The organism is Burkholderia sp. A9, from assembly GCF_000801975.1.
Genome location: NZ_JSZN01000016.1, coordinates 150,413 through 165,527, shown reverse-complemented (window position 1 = coordinate 165,527; position 15,115 = coordinate 150,413). Strand labels below are relative to the sequence as shown.

Annotated in this window: 14 protein-coding genes and 1 pseudogene; 13 read left to right on the top strand and 2 right to left on the bottom strand. The window is 63.7% G+C overall.

Annotated features, from left to right (window positions below; translation table 11 throughout):
• Positions 1-116: 116 nt before the first annotated feature.
• The 4 genes from hcp (at position 117) to PI86_RS08700 (ending at position 3,822) form a co-directional block, all read left to right on the top strand.
• The gene (hcp, locus tag PI86_RS08715; protein WP_039321016.1) at positions 117-1,784 is read left to right on the top strand and encodes a hydroxylamine reductase; all 1,668 of its coding nucleotides are present in this window, start codon (positions 117-119) and stop codon (positions 1,782-1,784) included.
• Between the two features lie 13 nt (positions 1,785-1,797).
• The gene (locus tag PI86_RS08710; RefSeq protein WP_039321014.1) at positions 1,798-2,820 is read left to right on the top strand and encodes a 2Fe-2S iron-sulfur cluster-binding protein; all 1,023 of its coding nucleotides are present in this window, start codon (positions 1,798-1,800) and stop codon (positions 2,818-2,820) included.
• 119 nt (positions 2,821-2,939) lie between these two features.
• Positions 2,940-3,341, top strand: a complete 402-nt coding sequence (locus PI86_RS08705; RefSeq protein ID WP_039321012.1) for a PPC domain-containing DNA-binding protein — start codon at positions 2,940-2,942, stop codon at positions 3,339-3,341.
• A gap of 76 nt (positions 3,342-3,417) precedes the next feature.
• Positions 3,418-3,822, top strand: a complete 405-nt coding sequence (locus PI86_RS08700) for a tetratricopeptide repeat protein (protein WP_052319399.1) — start codon at positions 3,418-3,420, stop codon at positions 3,820-3,822.
• A 187-nt stretch (positions 3,823-4,009) separates the two neighbouring features.
• Here the strand turns inward: PI86_RS08700 and PI86_RS08695 are convergent, their stop codons facing one another.
• Positions 4,010-4,258, bottom strand: a complete 249-nt coding sequence (locus tag PI86_RS08695) for a hypothetical protein (RefSeq protein WP_039321009.1) — start codon at positions 4,256-4,258, stop codon at positions 4,010-4,012.
• 636 nt (positions 4,259-4,894) lie between these two features.
• Positions 4,895-5,329, bottom strand: a complete 435-nt coding sequence (locus PI86_RS08690) for a universal stress protein (protein ID WP_014898946.1) — start codon at positions 5,327-5,329, stop codon at positions 4,895-4,897.
• A 404-nt stretch (positions 5,330-5,733) separates the two neighbouring features.
• Between PI86_RS08690 and PI86_RS08685 the strand changes: the two genes are divergently transcribed.
• From PI86_RS08685 to PI86_RS08650, 9 genes and pseudogenes are all read left to right on the top strand, one after another.
• Positions 5,734-7,218: an amidase gene (locus tag PI86_RS08685; RefSeq protein ID WP_039321006.1), complete on the top strand. Its 1,485-nt coding sequence runs from the start codon at positions 5,734-5,736 to the stop codon at positions 7,216-7,218.
• 255 nt (positions 7,219-7,473) lie between these two features.
• Entirely contained in the window at positions 7,474-8,166 is a 693-nt protein-coding gene (locus tag PI86_RS08680; RefSeq protein ID WP_039321004.1) for a hypothetical protein, read from the top strand.
• 131 nt (positions 8,167-8,297) lie between these two features.
• Positions 8,298-9,128 carry an arylamine N-acetyltransferase family protein gene (locus PI86_RS08675; protein WP_039321001.1) on the top strand — a complete coding sequence of 277 codons (831 nt, stop codon included), beginning with the start codon at positions 8,298-8,300 and terminating at the stop codon, positions 9,126-9,128.
• Positions 9,129-9,798: 670 nt separating this feature from the next.
• A complete protein-coding gene (locus PI86_RS08670; RefSeq protein ID WP_082012182.1) occupies positions 9,799-12,042 on the top strand; it encodes a type VI secretion system Vgr family protein in 2,244 nt (747 codons plus the stop codon).
• A gap of 8 nt (positions 12,043-12,050) precedes the next feature.
• Positions 12,051-13,082 carry a hypothetical protein gene (locus PI86_RS08665; protein WP_152608071.1) on the top strand — a complete coding sequence of 344 codons (1,032 nt, stop codon included), beginning with the start codon at positions 12,051-12,053 and terminating at the stop codon, positions 13,080-13,082.
• Positions 13,079-13,885 (top strand): hypothetical protein, encoded by an 807-nt coding sequence (locus PI86_RS08660; protein WP_152608070.1) that lies wholly within the window; start codon positions 13,079-13,081, stop codon positions 13,883-13,885. The genes PI86_RS08665 and PI86_RS08660 overlap by 4 nt, the downstream gene beginning before the upstream one ends.
• Before the next feature lie 274 nt (positions 13,886-14,159).
• Positions 14,160-14,330, top strand: a pseudogene (locus PI86_RS17945) (transposase); the annotation flags it as partial.
• A gap of 39 nt (positions 14,331-14,369) precedes the next feature.
• On the top strand, positions 14,370-14,570 hold the full coding sequence (locus PI86_RS17940; protein ID WP_052319398.1) for a transposase: 201 nt from the start codon (positions 14,370-14,372) through the stop codon (positions 14,568-14,570).
• 286 nt (positions 14,571-14,856) lie between these two features.
• Positions 14,857-15,033 (top strand): ribbon-helix-helix protein, CopG family, encoded by a 177-nt coding sequence (locus tag PI86_RS08650; RefSeq protein ID WP_039320994.1) that lies wholly within the window; start codon positions 14,857-14,859, stop codon positions 15,031-15,033.
• Positions 15,034-15,115 lie beyond the last annotated feature (82 nt).

Genomic DNA, 15,115 nt, shown 5'->3' with positions numbered 1-15,115 from the left:
AAAAAGATGCATGCAACACGCATCTTGAAGCGGGCGGGATGCCCGGCGGCCCGGAACATGATTCCCGTCGCCGATCGCGCCGACCCGCGCCCCCATGATCGAGAAAGGAGAGCACCGTGTTTTGCTATCAATGCGAACAGACCGACCGGACCGGCGCACGGCCCGGCTGCGCATCGGCGAAGGGCAACTGCGGCAAGGACGCGACCACGGCCGACCTGCAGGACCTGCTGGTTCATGCGGTGAAGGGCATCGCTCAGTACGGCGCGATCGCGCGCACGATGGGCGAGCCCGACCGCGACGCGGACCGGTTCGTGCTGTACGCGATGTTCACCACGCTGACCAACGTGAACTTCCATGCGACGCGCTTCGTCGCGCTGCTGCGTGAAGCGGCGCAGACGCGCGATCGCGTGAAGGCCGCGTGCGAAGCACACGCACGGGCCGCTGGAATCGCGGTGCCGGTGCTGCAGGGGCCGGCCGCGTGGCAGCCGGCGGGCGATCTGGCCGGCTTGCTGGCGCAGGCGTCGAGCGTCGGCATCGACGCGGGCCTCGACACGGTGGGCGCGGATATCGTCGCGCTGCGTGCGCTGGTGCTGTACGGCCTGAAGGGGGTGTGCGCGTATGCGCATCATGCGCGGGTGCTCGGCTACGAACGCGACGATATCTACGAGGGCGTCGAGGCGGCACTCGCGTTCCTCGCGGATGAACCCGACGACGTCAACGCGCTGCTCGGGCAGGCGCTCGATCTCGGCCGCTTGAACCTGACGGTGATGGAGCTCCTCGACCACGCGAACACCGGCCGCTTCGGCGAGCAGCAGCCGACTGCGGTGCGCGTGTCGCCGGTGGCGGGCAAGGCGATCCTCGTATCGGGCCACGATCTCGGCGATCTGCATGCATTGCTCGAGCAGACGGCTGGCACCGGCATCCAGGTCTACACGCACGGCGAAATGCTGCCGGCCCATGCGTATCCGGCGCTGAAGGCGTTCCCGCACCTGGCCGGCAACTATGGCGGCGCGTGGCAGGACCAGCAGAGCGACTTCGCGCATTTCCCCGGGCCGATCCTGATGACCTCCAACTGCATCATCGAGCCGCAGCCGCAATACCGGCAGCGGATCTTCACGACCGGGCCGGTTGGCTGGCCCGGCGTGCGGCATCTCGAAGCGCACGATTTCTCGATGCTGATCCGCGCGGCGCAGGCGCTGCCCGGTTATCCGGCCACCGCGCCAGCGGAGACGATCACCGTCGGCTTCGGCCGGCATGCGGTGCTGGGCGTCGCAGACAAGGTGATCGACGCGGTGAAGGCCGGACAGATCCGCCACTTCTTCCTGATCGGCGGCTGCGACGGCGCGGCGCCGGGCCGCAACTACTACACCGAGTTCGCGGAGCAGGCACCCGACGATACGGTCGTGATGACGCTCGGCTGCAACAAGTACCGCTTCAACCGGCACGCGTTCGGCGACATCGGCGGCATTCCGCGCCTGCTCGACGTCGGGCAGTGCAACGACAGCTATTCGGCGATCCGGATCGCGACCGCGCTCGCCGACGCGTTCGAGTGCGGCGTGAACGACCTGCCGCTGTCGCTCGTCATCTCGTGGTTCGAGCAGAAGGCGGCGGCCGTGCTGCTGACGCTGCTCGCGCTCGGCATCCGCAATATCCGGCTCGGGCCGACGCTGCCGGCGTTCGTCACGCCGGGCGTGCTTGCGGTGCTGGTCGAGCAGTTCGGGATCCAGCCGATCGGCGAGGCTGGTGCCGATCTTGCCGCGGCGCTGGCCCGCAAGGCTGCGTGAGCCGGATGGTTCGATGAGCTATCGAATCGAGATCACGACGCGCGACGGCCAGCCGTTCGGCTTCGACTGCGAGCCCGGCCAGAACTTGCTCGCGGCGGCGGCGCAGGCCGATATCACGCTGCCGTCGCAATGCCGGCGCGGCAGTTGCGGTGCGTGCCAGGCGACCGTCGTCGACGGCCCGTACGAGATTCAGGCGCACAGCGCCGCCGCGTTGCCGGCCGGCCAGCCCGGCACGGTGCTGCTGTGCCGGACGACGCCGCTCGGCGATCTGCGGGTCGCCGCGCCGTACGATCGGAGCAAGGTGCTGCTTCATCCGGTGCCGGTGCGCACCGCGCGGATCGCGGCGCTCGACACGATCGCGCGCGACACGATGCGCGTCGAGCTGCAGCTCGAGCCCGACGACGCGTTCGGTGCGGCGGCGGAGTTCGAAGCAGGTCAGTTCGCCGAGCTCGAGGTGCCGGGCAGCGGCTTGCGCCGCCCGTACTCGCTCGCGAACACGAGCAACTGGGACGGGCGGCTGGAATTCCTGATCCGGCTGCGGCCGCAAGGCTGGTTCTCGACCTACCTGCGCGAGCGGGCGCGGCCCGGCGACCCGCTGACCGTGCGCGTGCCGATGGGCGGGTTCGGCCTGTTCGCGGACAGCCTGCGGCCGCGCTGGTTCGTCGCGGGCGGCACGGGCCTCGCGCCGATCCTGTCGATGTTGCGGCGCATGGCCGAGTATCAGGAGATGGACGAGGCGCGGCTGTTCTTCGGCGTCAATGAGGATAGCGAATTGTTCATGCTCGACGAGCTGGAACGACTGCAGGCCGAGTTGCCGCAATTGCGGGTCGATGCGTGCGTGTGGCGGCCGGGCGCGGCTTGGGCCGGGTTTCGCGGTACGCCGGTCGATGCGCTGCGCGTGGCGCTCGGCGAGGCCGGCGGGTCGCCGGATCTCTACGTGTGCGGGCCGCCGCCGCTCGTGGAGGGGGCGCGGGAAGTTGCCGTCGCGGCCGGCATACCGGATGCGCAGTTCGCGAGCGAGCGGTTTACCGTGTGACGCGAGTGCCGCGCACCGCGGTGACGCGGGCGCGGCATTTCTTCACGTGCACGACTTGCGGGATTGCATGGCCGAACGTACGCTTGGTCGACACCAGGTCAACGAGCGGAATATCGACCATGCAAGCCCATCCTCTGCGTCTTTCCCCCGGCGACGATCTGCGCGCATCCATCGAGCACGCATTGCATCGGCTCGGCGCACACGCGGCATTCGTCATCCAGGGAATCGGCAGCCTGAGCGTCGCGCAGTTGCGCTTCGCAGGCGTCGACGCACCGACCGAATTGCGCGCCGACCTCGAAATACTCACGCTTGCCGGTTCGGTATCGCCGGACGGCGCTCACCTGCATATGTCGGTGTCCGACGCACAGGGCCGTGTATCGGGCGGACACGTCGCGAGCGGTTGCGTGGTGCGCACGACCGCCGAGATATTGCTCGTCACGTTGCCCGAGCATCGTTTCTCCCGTGAGCCGGACGCGGTCACCGGATTCAACGAACTGATGATCCGGGGCGGGGGAGCGTGAAGGGTGAACAACCGCACGCGTTGTGGCCGGACGCTGGCGACAACCGATTCGACGCGACGAACCGAAACGTCGTTGCATGCGTGACGAGGCAAATGTGAACGATCAGGGCAGGATGCTTGTTGCTGCGGCGCGAAACTGCGTCGATCGAACCTGGACGGATGACCCGACGCCGTACGACGTGCTGCTTGGAGAGGCCCGGACCCTGCTCGAGCGGGCGCTCGACGACAACCCCGACGATATCGCCGTCTTGACCTGCCTGGGGGCTGTGCTGTGCGGCCTTCGCTTGCATGCCGAAGCACGCGAGTATCTGGTCGAGGCCATCCATCTGGGGTCGACGGACAGGAACACGTATTTCAACCTGTTTGTCGCGATGCTCGAGCGTTCGAGCGTGGACGAAGCGCGGGCCGTGTTGAAGCGGGGCGCGGGGTTCGCGGCCGATCCCCTCACATGGGAGGCCTATTTCGACCCGCATGCCATGTAGGCGGCGGGCCGGGTCGGCAGGCGTTCATCGTGCGCGGATCGCGTGCGAACCCTGGACGTCGCCGGCACCCGCACGGCCAAGTCCGTCGAAGCATCGAGCGTGCCCCTGACGGCGAACACCGCAAGCCGATGCGACTTCGGCTCGCGCGACGTGACGGACACGCAACCCGCAGCTCTTCCGGCGCGTGTCAGTTGTTCGCCATCGCGACATCCTGGTTGCCGCGCCCGGTCACCAGGCAGCTGGACATGAATGCCTCGCTCTGGCTGCTGGCTGCCGCGCTGCCGAAGCCCCGGCTGAGCGCGTCGTATTTCACCTGCTCGGCACCCTGCGAGCACGCCGTCGGGCTGGCGTCGCGGCCTTGCGCATGCAGCAGCGCGCGATCGCCGATCAGGTAGGCCAGCAGCGCGAAAAAAGCGATGTGTACAACTCGTCTCATGGTTCGTCTCCTCGTCGCTCAAGCGTAACGCGGACACGTTTCGCAAAGCACTTGGGACTTCCCCCGGTAAACGTCTGCTGAAATCGCGGCTGGCCCCGGGGTGATCGCGTCCTGTTTTCTGCCGCGCGAACGAGGAAAAGGGCGGTGGCCGGCCGCACCGGAGCGCGATTGGCGCGAGTTTGACGAATGTCAGGGTACGTGCAGGGCGAGACGGTCGCACCGGCGGTCAAAGCGATAGCATGAATGCATGTTTTAGCGGAACGCGATGTGCGGCGAGCGATGAGCGCACCGGTTCCTGGTGAAGCAGGTATGTGTTGAACATCGCTATCGAAATAGTGAGGAATCCAAATGCTTAACGTGTCTTCCGTCCTGATCAGTCTGGCACCGATGTGGGCAATTCTGCTGGTCGCCTCTTCCGCCGCGACCTATCTCGTGTTCTGGCGCAAGGTCATCAAGTAAGCGCTGTCCTGCGCACCGGATACAGCCGTCACGCGGTATCGGCAAAGCAACGACCCGCCGAAGCGGGGCCGTGATGACCGTGTGATCCGGCTTGCGCGCGTCGCCGTTTGCGCGGTGAAGCAGCGCAATGCGGGCCGCGGCGAACCCTGCGACGTCGCATCCGTTGCGCCGCACGGCTCATTGCACCGCCGTCACCGGCACATTCGAAATCCGCACCAGTCGCGCCATCACGCTGCGACGGAACATCGACAGCAGCATGTGAAACGGATCGTGCCGCGGCGCGACGACGACGATTTCGTCACACCCGGTCTCGGCCGCCACGGCCGCGATCGTGTCGGCCACCGGCCCGACCTTCTTCACGACGCTGTACCGGGCGCCGGCCTCCTGCACCATCCGCTCGGCCATTGCCAGATCGTCGCACGCAAACTTGTCCTCGATCGCGCGCAGCCGCGACAGCGGGTGAAACGCCTCGAGCCGAGTCGCTTCGAGCGGCGCCTGTACGTTGATCAGCACGATCTCCGACGCGCACCGTTCGCGATACAGGAACGTCGCGTGACGAACCGCCTGAAGCGAGCGGGGCGAGTGGCCGACCGGAACCAGCAGCTTGAGCATCGAGGGTGCCTCGGGATCGACAGGCTTCCAGCGTAGCGCGTGACCGGATGGCGCGACCTAAAGAGTCCGGGCGGCGGCGTAAAAAGATCGTCAACGCGCACCGGGTCGGGCAGCACCTGATAGAAATATAAGAAATTTAAGTTTATGCGCATAAACGTTTTCATCGGCAGGTCGGCCTGCCGGGCGGGCTGGCGGCTCGGTGCGGGTAATCCCGAGGGCCTGCGCGCCGATTTAGTCGAATCCTCAATGAATCGCTGCGGAAAATATCGGAGGTCGGCCATTCGGCGTCGCGTAGAGTAGTGCATCGGCCGCGGCGCGGTCCCTCCCGGCCGCTCACCGCTGCTCGGAACGGACCGCCGCCGCCACGCGGCCCGTCATTCCATTCCGATTCCAGGAGACCTCGCATGCCGCATGGCGCCCCGCAGCTTCTTGCTCCCGCATCCATCACCGTCGACCCGATCGTGCGCCTGCCGGCCGGCGAGCTCGCGTCGGCGATCCGCAGCAAGGCGGTCTCCTGCGTCGAGACGATGCATGCGTATCTCGATCACATCGAACGCGTGAATGGCGCGGTGAATGCGCTCGTCTCGCTGCGCGATCGCGCCACGCTGCTCGCCGAAGCCGCGGAAAAGGATGCCGCGCTGGCCCGCGGCGAGTATCACGGCTGGCTGCACGGGATGCCGCAGGCGCCGAAGGATCTCGCGATGACGAAAGGGCTGCGGACGACCTACGGCTCGCCGATCTTCCGCGATAACGTGCCGCAGGCCGATTCGGTCGGCGTCGGGCGGATGCGCGCGGCGGGTGCGATCTTCATCGGCAAGACCAATACGCCGGAGTTCGGCCTCGGTTCGCATACGTTCAATGAAATCTACGGCGCGACGCGCAATCCGTACGACCTGACCAAGAGCGCGGGCGGCAGCAGCGGCGGCACGGCCGCGGCGCTGGCCGCGCGGATGCTGCCGGTCGCGGACGGCAGTGACTTCGGCGGCTCGCTGCGCAATCCGGCCGCGTTCTGCAACATCTACGGCTTCCGTCCGTCGCAGGGCCGCGTGCCGCGCTGGCCGGGCGTCGACGTGTACATGCAGCAGCTCGGCATCGAAGGGCCGATGGGCCGCACGGTCGGCGACGTCGCGCAACTGCTCGCGATCCAGGCCGGCTACGACCCGAACGATCCGCTGTCGCTCGCGGAGGATCCGGCCCTGTTCGCGAAGCCGCTCGACAAGGACCTGCGCGGCGAGCGCATCGCGTGGGTCGGTGACTGGAACGGCTATCTCGCGACCGAGCCGGGCGTGCTCGCGCAGTGCGAAAAGGGCCTCGCGACGCTGCGCGAGATCGGATGCGACGTCGATGCCGCGCTGCCGGCGTTTGCGCCGGACCGGATCTGGCGCCTGTGGCTCGCGCATCGGCATCTGCTGTCCGGCGGCGGGCTGCTCGCGCACTATCGCGATCCGGCGCGGCGCGCGCTGCTGAAGCCCGAGGCGATCTACGAGGTCGAAGGGCTGCTCGCGATGCAGGGCGCGGCGGTGTTCGACGCGAGCATCGAGCGCACCGCATGGCATCAGGCCGTGCTGAGCTTCTTCGATCGCTACGACTTCATCGCGGCGCCGACCGCGCAGGTATTCCCGTTCGACGTCGACCAGCGCTGGCCGAAGGAAATCGCGGGCCGCACGATGGACACCTACCACCGCTGGATGGAAACGGTCGTGCCGTGGACGCTGGCCGGCTGCCCGGTGATCAGCGTGCCGGTCGGCTTCAACGACGCCGGGCTGCCGATGGGGATGCAGCTGATCGGCCGGCCGCGTGCCGATCTCGCGGTGCTGCAGCTCGCGCGCGGCTACGAGCAGGCAGCCGACTGGGTCGGCCAGCGGTTACCGGGCTGGATGGCGGCATAACCATGACGCCCATTGCAGCGCCGACTCCGGAAACCCGGCCGGAACAATATTGATGCCGACAAGGAACGAATCCTGATGCGCGCTTGATATCGCACGGCAAACACCGATGAATGCGCACGCCGACGTGAGACGGCGGCGGAATTGCAAGCGGCCGCGGCGGGCGATTTCGTTTCGATGTGTTTCAGTCGTTGCGGCGGCGCGCGACGCGCTTCGAAAATGTTGACCTCAATAATTCGGGCACGAGGGAAACAACAGATGAAGCACATTGGCGCGACGGGCAAGCACCTGGCATCGGCGGGCATCGCTATCGGCATCCTGCTGGGCGTGAACGGCACCGCGCATGCGCAGCTCGACCTGCAGTCGATCGGATCGGCGCTGCTCGGCGCCGGGCAGCAACAGGCCGCACCTGCGCAGGGTGGTGTTGCGCAGCTGCTGCAGGCGTACGTCGGCGCGAACCAGCAGGTGCTGGTCGGCCAGTCGTCGCTCGCGTCGGCGATGGGGCTCAGCGGCGCGGCCGGGCAGGCGCAGCAGGCCGCCGGCCTGCTCGGCGGCGGCAATGCGTTGACGCCGGCCGCGCTGTCGCAGATGGGCGGCGCGCAGCAGTCGGTGTCGCAGGCGCTCGGTCAGGCGTTCGCGAGCGGCGGCGTCACGCACGGTCAGGTAGACAAGCAGGCGTTCAGCAACGGCCTCGCATCGCTCGGCCAGGGCCTCACGCAGTATTCGCAACTGCAGTCGGGGCTCGGCAGTCTCGGTTCGACGAACGCCGCGTCGCTGCTGCAGGCGGGCCTGAATCCGCAGAACATGCAGGCCGCGTCGTATATCGCGCAAAGCGCGCCGGGCCAGTTGCAGTCGCTCACGTCGACGCTCAGCCAGGCCGTGCAGTTCGCGACGAGCCAGGGCATTTCGGTGCCGTCGGTCGCGTCGTCCGCGCTGAAGCTGCTGCCGTAACGTTGCCGCGACCCGCGCGCGGCGGCGCTGCGGCGCTGGCGTCGCGCGCGGCGATCCGGAATGGCCCCGCGCAACGTGGGGGATATCGCTCGATGCTATCGTTGCGTGTTCCCCGTTATCGGTGCCGGTTCATGACTGACTCGTTCGACCTCCCGCGCTACTTCGCCCGCATCGGCTACGACGGCCCGGCCGAGCCGACGCTCGACGTGCTGCGCCGGCTGCATCTGCTGCATCCGCAGGCGATCCCGTTCGAAAACCTCAATCCGCTGACCGGCGCGCGCGTCGCGCTCGAGCTGCCCGCGATCGTCGACAAGGTGATCGGGAGTCGTCGCGGCGGCTACTGCTTCGAACTCAACAAGCTGTTCTACACCGCGCTCACGACGATCGGCTTTCGCGTGACGCCGCTGATCGCGCGCGTGCGCTGGATGCGGCCGCCCGAGATCGTCACCGCGCAGACGCACATGCTGCTGCGCATCGACCTCGACGGCGCGGCCTGGCTCGCGGACATCGGCTTCGGCAGCGCGACGCTGACCGCGCCGCTGCGCTTCGTGCCGGGCGAGCGGCAACTGACACCGCATGGCGCGTTTCGCGTCGTCGACGCGCCGGTCGACGGCGAATTCGACATGCAGTTCGAGATCCCCGACGGCTGGCAGACAACCTACCGTTTTTCGCTGAAACCGGCCGAGTGGATCGATTACGACGCGGCGAACTGGTTCACGTCGACGTATCCCGAATCGATCTTCGTGAACGACCTGATCGCGTGCCGCGTGCTGCCGGACGGCCGCGCGGCGCTGTTCAACACCGCGCTGACGCTGCGCGACGCGGCGGGCGCGGGGCGCACCGTCACGTTCGACGGCGCCGCCGCGTGGGGCGCGTGCCTGCGCGACACGATCGGTATCGATACGACCGGCTTCGATCTCGACGCGCTGTTCGCGCGGGTGGCGGCGCGCACAGGAGCCTGATAGGCCGGATTTCCCGAGCGCGCGATCTGTTCTCGCCCTACCGCAGAGATATTGATCCGTGCGCGGCACGATTGTCGACGCATATCTGTCGGCAGAAGGCCGTGGCTTGCAGCGAGATGGCTTATGGTTACTGACCCGACGTTGCGATCGGCTTTTCGGTCGATTGCCGTGCCTGCATGCACGACGCCGCAGAGCGGTACGGAGGACGCGAATCATCGAGCGGCCGCGTAATCATTGACCTCGCGGCCCGGCAATCGGCGGGCTTTACTTTGCTTCGTACGCACGCTCAATTTCGAACTAGTCCCGTAGACGTGGATGTCGCGATAGTTGATCGTTGCTGCCGAGCATTCAGCATTCGCTTTCAGACGCCACGATGCCATTCGAAAGCAGATGAACATGTTGGCCGCTGAATCAACCCGTAATCGAATTTGCTTCGCAAGGGCGCTGATTTGAGGCGTGCCGAGTCGACAGCAAGACGTGAGGCGCGAGCACTACGAAGCCGGGATCTTTCCGGTGCCGCAGCCAGATGCATTGCCCAGCATCGATGGCGGGTGATCCATGGCAGTCAGGGCGATGGTTGGTTCGGTAGAGGTTTCGAGTGGGTTTGTTTGCTGGGTGCTCATAAGTTAACGCGAGACGAAATTGGCTCGCCACGGCTGGAAGCTCAACTATGCCCAAGAAATCCGACCTGCGCTTTACCTTCACCGCTGGCGGCGAATCGTTTGAGGTTGTCGAATTCACGCTTCGCGAGGGGCTTTCCGAGACATTCCTGTTGCAGGTGGAACTGGCCAGCGCCAACCCCGCTATCGATTTCGGTCAGGTGCTCGACCGCAACGGTCTGCTCACCATCTGGCTGGGCGGCCAACCGATGCGCTATATCCAGGGCGCTGTGTCGTCGCTGGTGCAAGGGGAAACCGGGTTTCGAAGGACCCGTTACTCCGTTGTGGTCGAGCCGCGTCTGGCGCGCCTTAAGCTATCCTCCGACTGGCGCATCTTCCAGACCCTGAGCGTGCCGGAGATTGCCGCGGCCGTGCTCAAGGCGCATCACCAGACGCTGGACTACGAGCAGCGCGTCACCGCTGAACATCTGGCGCGCGAGTACTGCGTGCAGGCTGGCGACACCGACTACGACTTTATTGAACGTATCCTGCGCGAGGAAGGCTTCTTCTACGCATTCCAGCACAAGGCCGACGGTCACCGCCTGATCCACTGCGATCGTCTTTTTATCTTTGGTCGGCAGCAAGGCGAACCAGTGATCTACAACCCCAGGCCCGGCGGCGATCAGCGCGAGCCGTGCCTGCGCACCTTCGCCTATACAGAGAACGTACGTACCGCGCGCCAGGTGCAGCGCGACTACACGTTCAAGAGTCCACGCTATCCGCACGAATACTCACGCGAGGCCACTGACCTCGATCATCAGGGTCGCGGCTACGCGCGCTACGACTATCCAGGCCGCTACAAGCACGAGAGCAACGGAAAGGCCTTCACGCAGGACCGTCTGCGTGGTCACCGTCGCGATGCGCGCATCGCGACGGTCAGCGGCGACGATGCGCGTTTGCAACCCGGTATCGCCTTCGACCTCATTGGCCACCCGCGCGAAGACATGAATCGCGGTTGGCGCCCGGTCAGCATCGTGCATCACGGCAAGCAGTACACCAGCCAGGCGGAAGAGAGTGCCGACGCGCAACAGGGTACGCATTATCGTTACGAAGCCGTGCTGGTGCCGGACGATGCCGAATGGCGTGCTGAGCCGCTGCCACGATCACGTGTCGACGGCTTGCAACCCGCGACGGTGGTGGGCCCGGAAGGCGAAGAAATCTATACCGACGAGTACGGCCGGGTGAAGGTGCAGTTCCCGTGGGATCGCAAGGGCAACAACGACGAACACAGCTCTTGCTGGATCCAGGTCGCACAGAACTGGGCCGGTGCCACGTGGGGCCATATGGCCATCCCACGCATCGGGCAGGAGGTGATTGTCGGCTACCTGGATGGGGATGCCGACCAGCCGCTCATCCTGTCGCGGGCCTACAACCGCCTGCAACTACCGCCGTACGAACTGCCTAAGCACAAGACACGGATGACGATCAAGAGCCAGACGCACAAAGGCGAGGGCTTCAACGAATTGCGTTTCGAGGATGAGAAGGATCAAGAGGAAATCTTCGTTCATGCGCAGCGCGATCAGAACATCTACGTCAACCACGATGAAACTACCTTCGTCGGGCATGACCGCTGCGAGCAGGTCGAACACGACGAAACCGTAGCTATCGGCAATGACCAACGACTTGCAATAGGTCGGGATCGTCGTGAACGAGTAGGGCAGGACGAAGAACTCACCATTGAACGTCATCGCACGATTCATACAGGCATGAATCACACGGAAACCGTCGGCAACAATCGTCACGACACCATTGCGGTCAACCATCGCGTCGATGTCGGCGGCCATACGGAACACCTCATTCACGGCAGCCACCGTTTGGAAGCGGGACAGTGCATCGAACGGAGAACCCTTCACTACCAGTTGGAGGCGGCAGAGCGTGTGGTTCTGCAAGGTCCGGGAGGCAGCATCGTCATTGACGGCTCGGGTATCACGCTCGATGGCATTGCTATTCGCTTCAAGGGACCGATACAGCAGCAAACCGGCGGCAAAGGCAACCTGCTAGACCTGTTGTCGCGGATCGTCAACAACCCCGAAACCAACTTCAGCGAGCAATTTCTCGTCAAGCACTCACGGACTGGGGAGGTGCTGGCTAATGTCCTGTATTGCGTGGAAACCGTAGAAGGTCAGCGCTTCGTCGGTCGTACCGATTCGCAGGGGTTTACGGCGCGCATCTATACCGGCCAGCCTGACGCCGTGACGTTGCGATGGGGAAGAGAGGCGGCAGTGCACTTGCGCAAACAGAACATCGGCTACTGAGGTCCGCCATGGAACAACAAAAGCAAAGTCGGACCGGTCCGGATAACCCGACGACGGAAGTGGGGGCGATTGCCGATCTGGATTATGTAACGGTGGTTGGTTGCTCTGCCCCGGCGTTCTATGTTCGTGCCAGGAAAGGCAACAGAATGATGTTCATCAATCAGGGGATACGGCAGTTGCGACAATATCCGGAGGGGACTTCGGACTATGCGAGACAGCGTGTTTTCCTGATTTTTGTGAAGGATTATCCTCGGAAGCTTCTCGACGAGCTTAAGAAAATTGTGGAGGTTGACTATTGCGCCAGTTATCGAGAACTGAATGATGTTGCCGATCTCGTCACATTCATTGCAGCTCGTCGGGGCAAGAGACGGTTGATCAAGCAACTGGATATCTTCTCGCACGGCCTCGTGCATAGCATCGAATTCGGATACGACGTCGGCGAGTCCTGGCAAATCCGCTACGGGATGAATCAGGCGTGCATGCTGGTGCCGTTGGCGTTCGATGATGATGCAACCATATTCTCATACGCCTGCCGTACTGGGCTTGGACACGACATCGGCACAAAACTCGATCCCGGGGAAGACCCCAGATACGAAGAGAGCCTCGCGCAGATCATGGCTGATGCGGGCGATGTCGAAGTACGGGCCTTTCCTCGAAGGTCCAACTATGACGAAACCTATGGGACCCGGGAGGAACTCATTGCAGCAAAGAAGACGCTGCCGAAAATTGATGAATATAGGCGCGAGGTCGAAGCCTACCACCGTCAGATGGCCGCCTACCGGAAACGGACAGTGGCACTGGGAAAGGGGCCGATGAATGAAATTCCAGGGGAGCCGCCGCCCAAGGCACCCGTTAGACCATACACCGATCGGGAATTTAAGTTGGCAGAACATATGAAGAAGCGCGGCAACTACGAAAGCGCTGCGGACATCGGTTTGCCCCTGGACCCGCTGGGGGCCGTGAATCCGGTCAGGTCGGGTAGTACGCCAGAAGGGTTACCCATGGGGCTTCGTACTTTCAGACCAAAAGCGCGCGCATGAAAAAAAGAACGGCAGCGTTAATTGTGGTGATGGTGCTGGCGGCTTTTGCCTTGAGCTGGACAGTGAGCGGAGGGAGTGCGATGAACGAAAAGATCATGATGCGAGTATCCGAAGAGGAGCCGCTATTCGATGCCACTCAGTGGTTCGCCAATGGTATGTATCGGCGTATCCCTGTCGGAGACGAAGATAGGATTTACTATCCGGAAGGAACACTGTATGCCGATACATCAATGAGGAGGATTTCTCCACCTCCATTTCCCGATGAGCAGGTGGAGAGTCTCCAAATCAATATGGTCATGGCCCTCAGAGGTGAAATATTTCCGGCAGATTTTCTTCCAAAAGTGCCGTCCTCGGTTGACGACATCGGTCTTGGCTCCAGCTTCGATCCCAGGCCACAGACCGTCTATCTCGCCAGTGGATTCAGAGACTATGGGGACGACAAACCCAAGATCCCTGTCGATTACTACACGTTCTACACGCTACTAGAAGGAAAGCGTTTTTATGTCCTTGTCGACCGTGACGGCGAGACAGGAGAAATTCTATTGGCCTACCGCTCCTACTCTAGCCATCTTCCCAAAGAAGAGGAAGAGCGTCGATTCCAGGAACTGCAATCCAAAGCCGATCTCCAGTCCTGGCTGGACGAGCCCGGCTGGAAAAAGCGTTCCGGCGAACTCTGTCCGTGGCCCGGCACATGGGAATGCCTGGAGTTGCCGATAGGCAAGCAGACGTTTGCTCATAACATGCCGTTCCCAAAGATCAACGCGCAGGATGTAACGTGGCGCTTCGTTTCATCGACATGTTGAAGCGGCTTCTCATGAGGGATTTCGGCGATGAAATCCTATCCAGGTCACGATTCAAGATATCCGAAGACCAGCAACATCAAATTCACGTTGAGACGAGATGATGCTGGGTGGTTAACAGGCCGTTGCAATACCTCGGTCCATCTTGCACGATGTAGATTGCCGAGATTAAGGAAGAGCCGGCAGATGCGAGGCGCGGACGGTTACGACGAATCGTAGTTCAGCACGGTGAGGCTAGAGGAATTTGTTCCGCAGGCGCATCCGCAGCGAGCGGTAACTGGTCGAGCAGATCTCGTGCAATCTGCTGTTCCGGTGGTTCGTAGGCCTGTCGATCGAGGATGCGGTGTGGAACCACTCGGTGTTCAGCAAGAACCGGGATCGGCTTCTGGAATTCGACGCGGTGACGGAGCTTTTCAACGCGACGGTGGAAACGGCGCAGAAATTGGGCTAGCCTCAGGCGGCAGCTCGATCGACAAACGCACGACGCGTGCACTTGGGTTACGCGCTGAGCCAGCGCAAACGGAAATGCATTGAGCAGTGCTTCGGCTGGTGCAAGACGATAGGCCCACTTCGACAGGTCATGGTTCGCGGTCTCGATAAAGTGGACCCGTTGCTGGCCCTGACGATGGTGGCCTATAACCTGACGCGGGTGAGATCATTGGCCGCGTTGCGCCCGCAGAGCGCCTGAGGGACCGGAATGGACACTGGGAATTCCCCAACGTTGATCCATTCGCATTGAAATCGGGCGAGTGAGCCGAAATCGAACGCTTCGCGGTGATCGCCGCGAACGACGGAAGGGAAAATACGTCCGCCCGGACAGTAATTCAACGACCTGTTAGAGCGGGCGGAAAGCGGGTTGCGTTGCAAGATGACTCATGTGTGGCTCGGGTAGTTTTCCGCAATCGCTCCGCAATTACTCCCGACTCATCTGACTTTAAGATTGACTTCCGCTGGATTGCTAGCATGCTAGCCCCATGTCCGACGAAGAAGTGAAGCAATTCAACGTGTACCTGCCGCTGAGCCTGATCCGGCAGGTCAAGCATCGCGCCATCGAAACGGAGCAGTCCTTGTCCGCGCGGGTGGCCGACGCATTGCGCGCGTACCTGGCCGCGCCGCAACCGGGGGGCGGGCCGTCCACCAAGGAGGAGTGACATGTCATCCGAGCGAATCGAAGCCGTGTTCCTGGCGACGCGCAACCGGGGCAAGTCGGTGAAGTTCTTCCCGGCGCCGGGC

Coding starts and splice junctions, on each gene's coding strand:
- PI86_RS08700 (WP_052319399.1), top strand. CDS start 3,418: ATGCGTGACGAGGCAAATGTGAACGATCAGGGCAGGATGCTTGTTGCT.
- PI86_RS08675 (WP_039321001.1), top strand. CDS start 8,298: ATGACTGACTCGTTCGACCTCCCGCGCTACTTCGCCCGCATCGGCTAC.
- PI86_RS08710 (WP_039321014.1), top strand. CDS start 1,798: ATGAGCTATCGAATCGAGATCACGACGCGCGACGGCCAGCCGTTCGGC.
- PI86_RS08660 (WP_152608070.1), top strand. CDS start 13,079: ATGAAAAAAAGAACGGCAGCGTTAATTGTGGTGATGGTGCTGGCGGCT.
- PI86_RS08650 (WP_039320994.1), top strand. CDS start 14,857: ATGTCCGACGAAGAAGTGAAGCAATTCAACGTGTACCTGCCGCTGAGC.
- PI86_RS08690 (WP_014898946.1), bottom strand. CDS start 5,329: ATGCTCAAGCTGCTGGTTCCGGTCGGCCACTCGCCCCGCTCGCTTCAG.
- PI86_RS08705 (WP_039321012.1), top strand. CDS start 2,940: ATGCAAGCCCATCCTCTGCGTCTTTCCCCCGGCGACGATCTGCGCGCA.
- PI86_RS08680 (WP_039321004.1), top strand. CDS start 7,474: ATGAAGCACATTGGCGCGACGGGCAAGCACCTGGCATCGGCGGGCATC.
- PI86_RS08670 (WP_082012182.1), top strand. CDS start 9,799: ATGCCCAAGAAATCCGACCTGCGCTTTACCTTCACCGCTGGCGGCGAA.
- PI86_RS08685 (WP_039321006.1), top strand. CDS start 5,734: ATGCCGCATGGCGCCCCGCAGCTTCTTGCTCCCGCATCCATCACCGTC.
- PI86_RS08665 (WP_152608071.1), top strand. CDS start 12,051: ATGGAACAACAAAAGCAAAGTCGGACCGGTCCGGATAACCCGACGACG.
- PI86_RS08695 (WP_039321009.1), bottom strand. CDS start 4,258: ATGAGACGAGTTGTACACATCGCTTTTTTCGCGCTGCTGGCCTACCTG.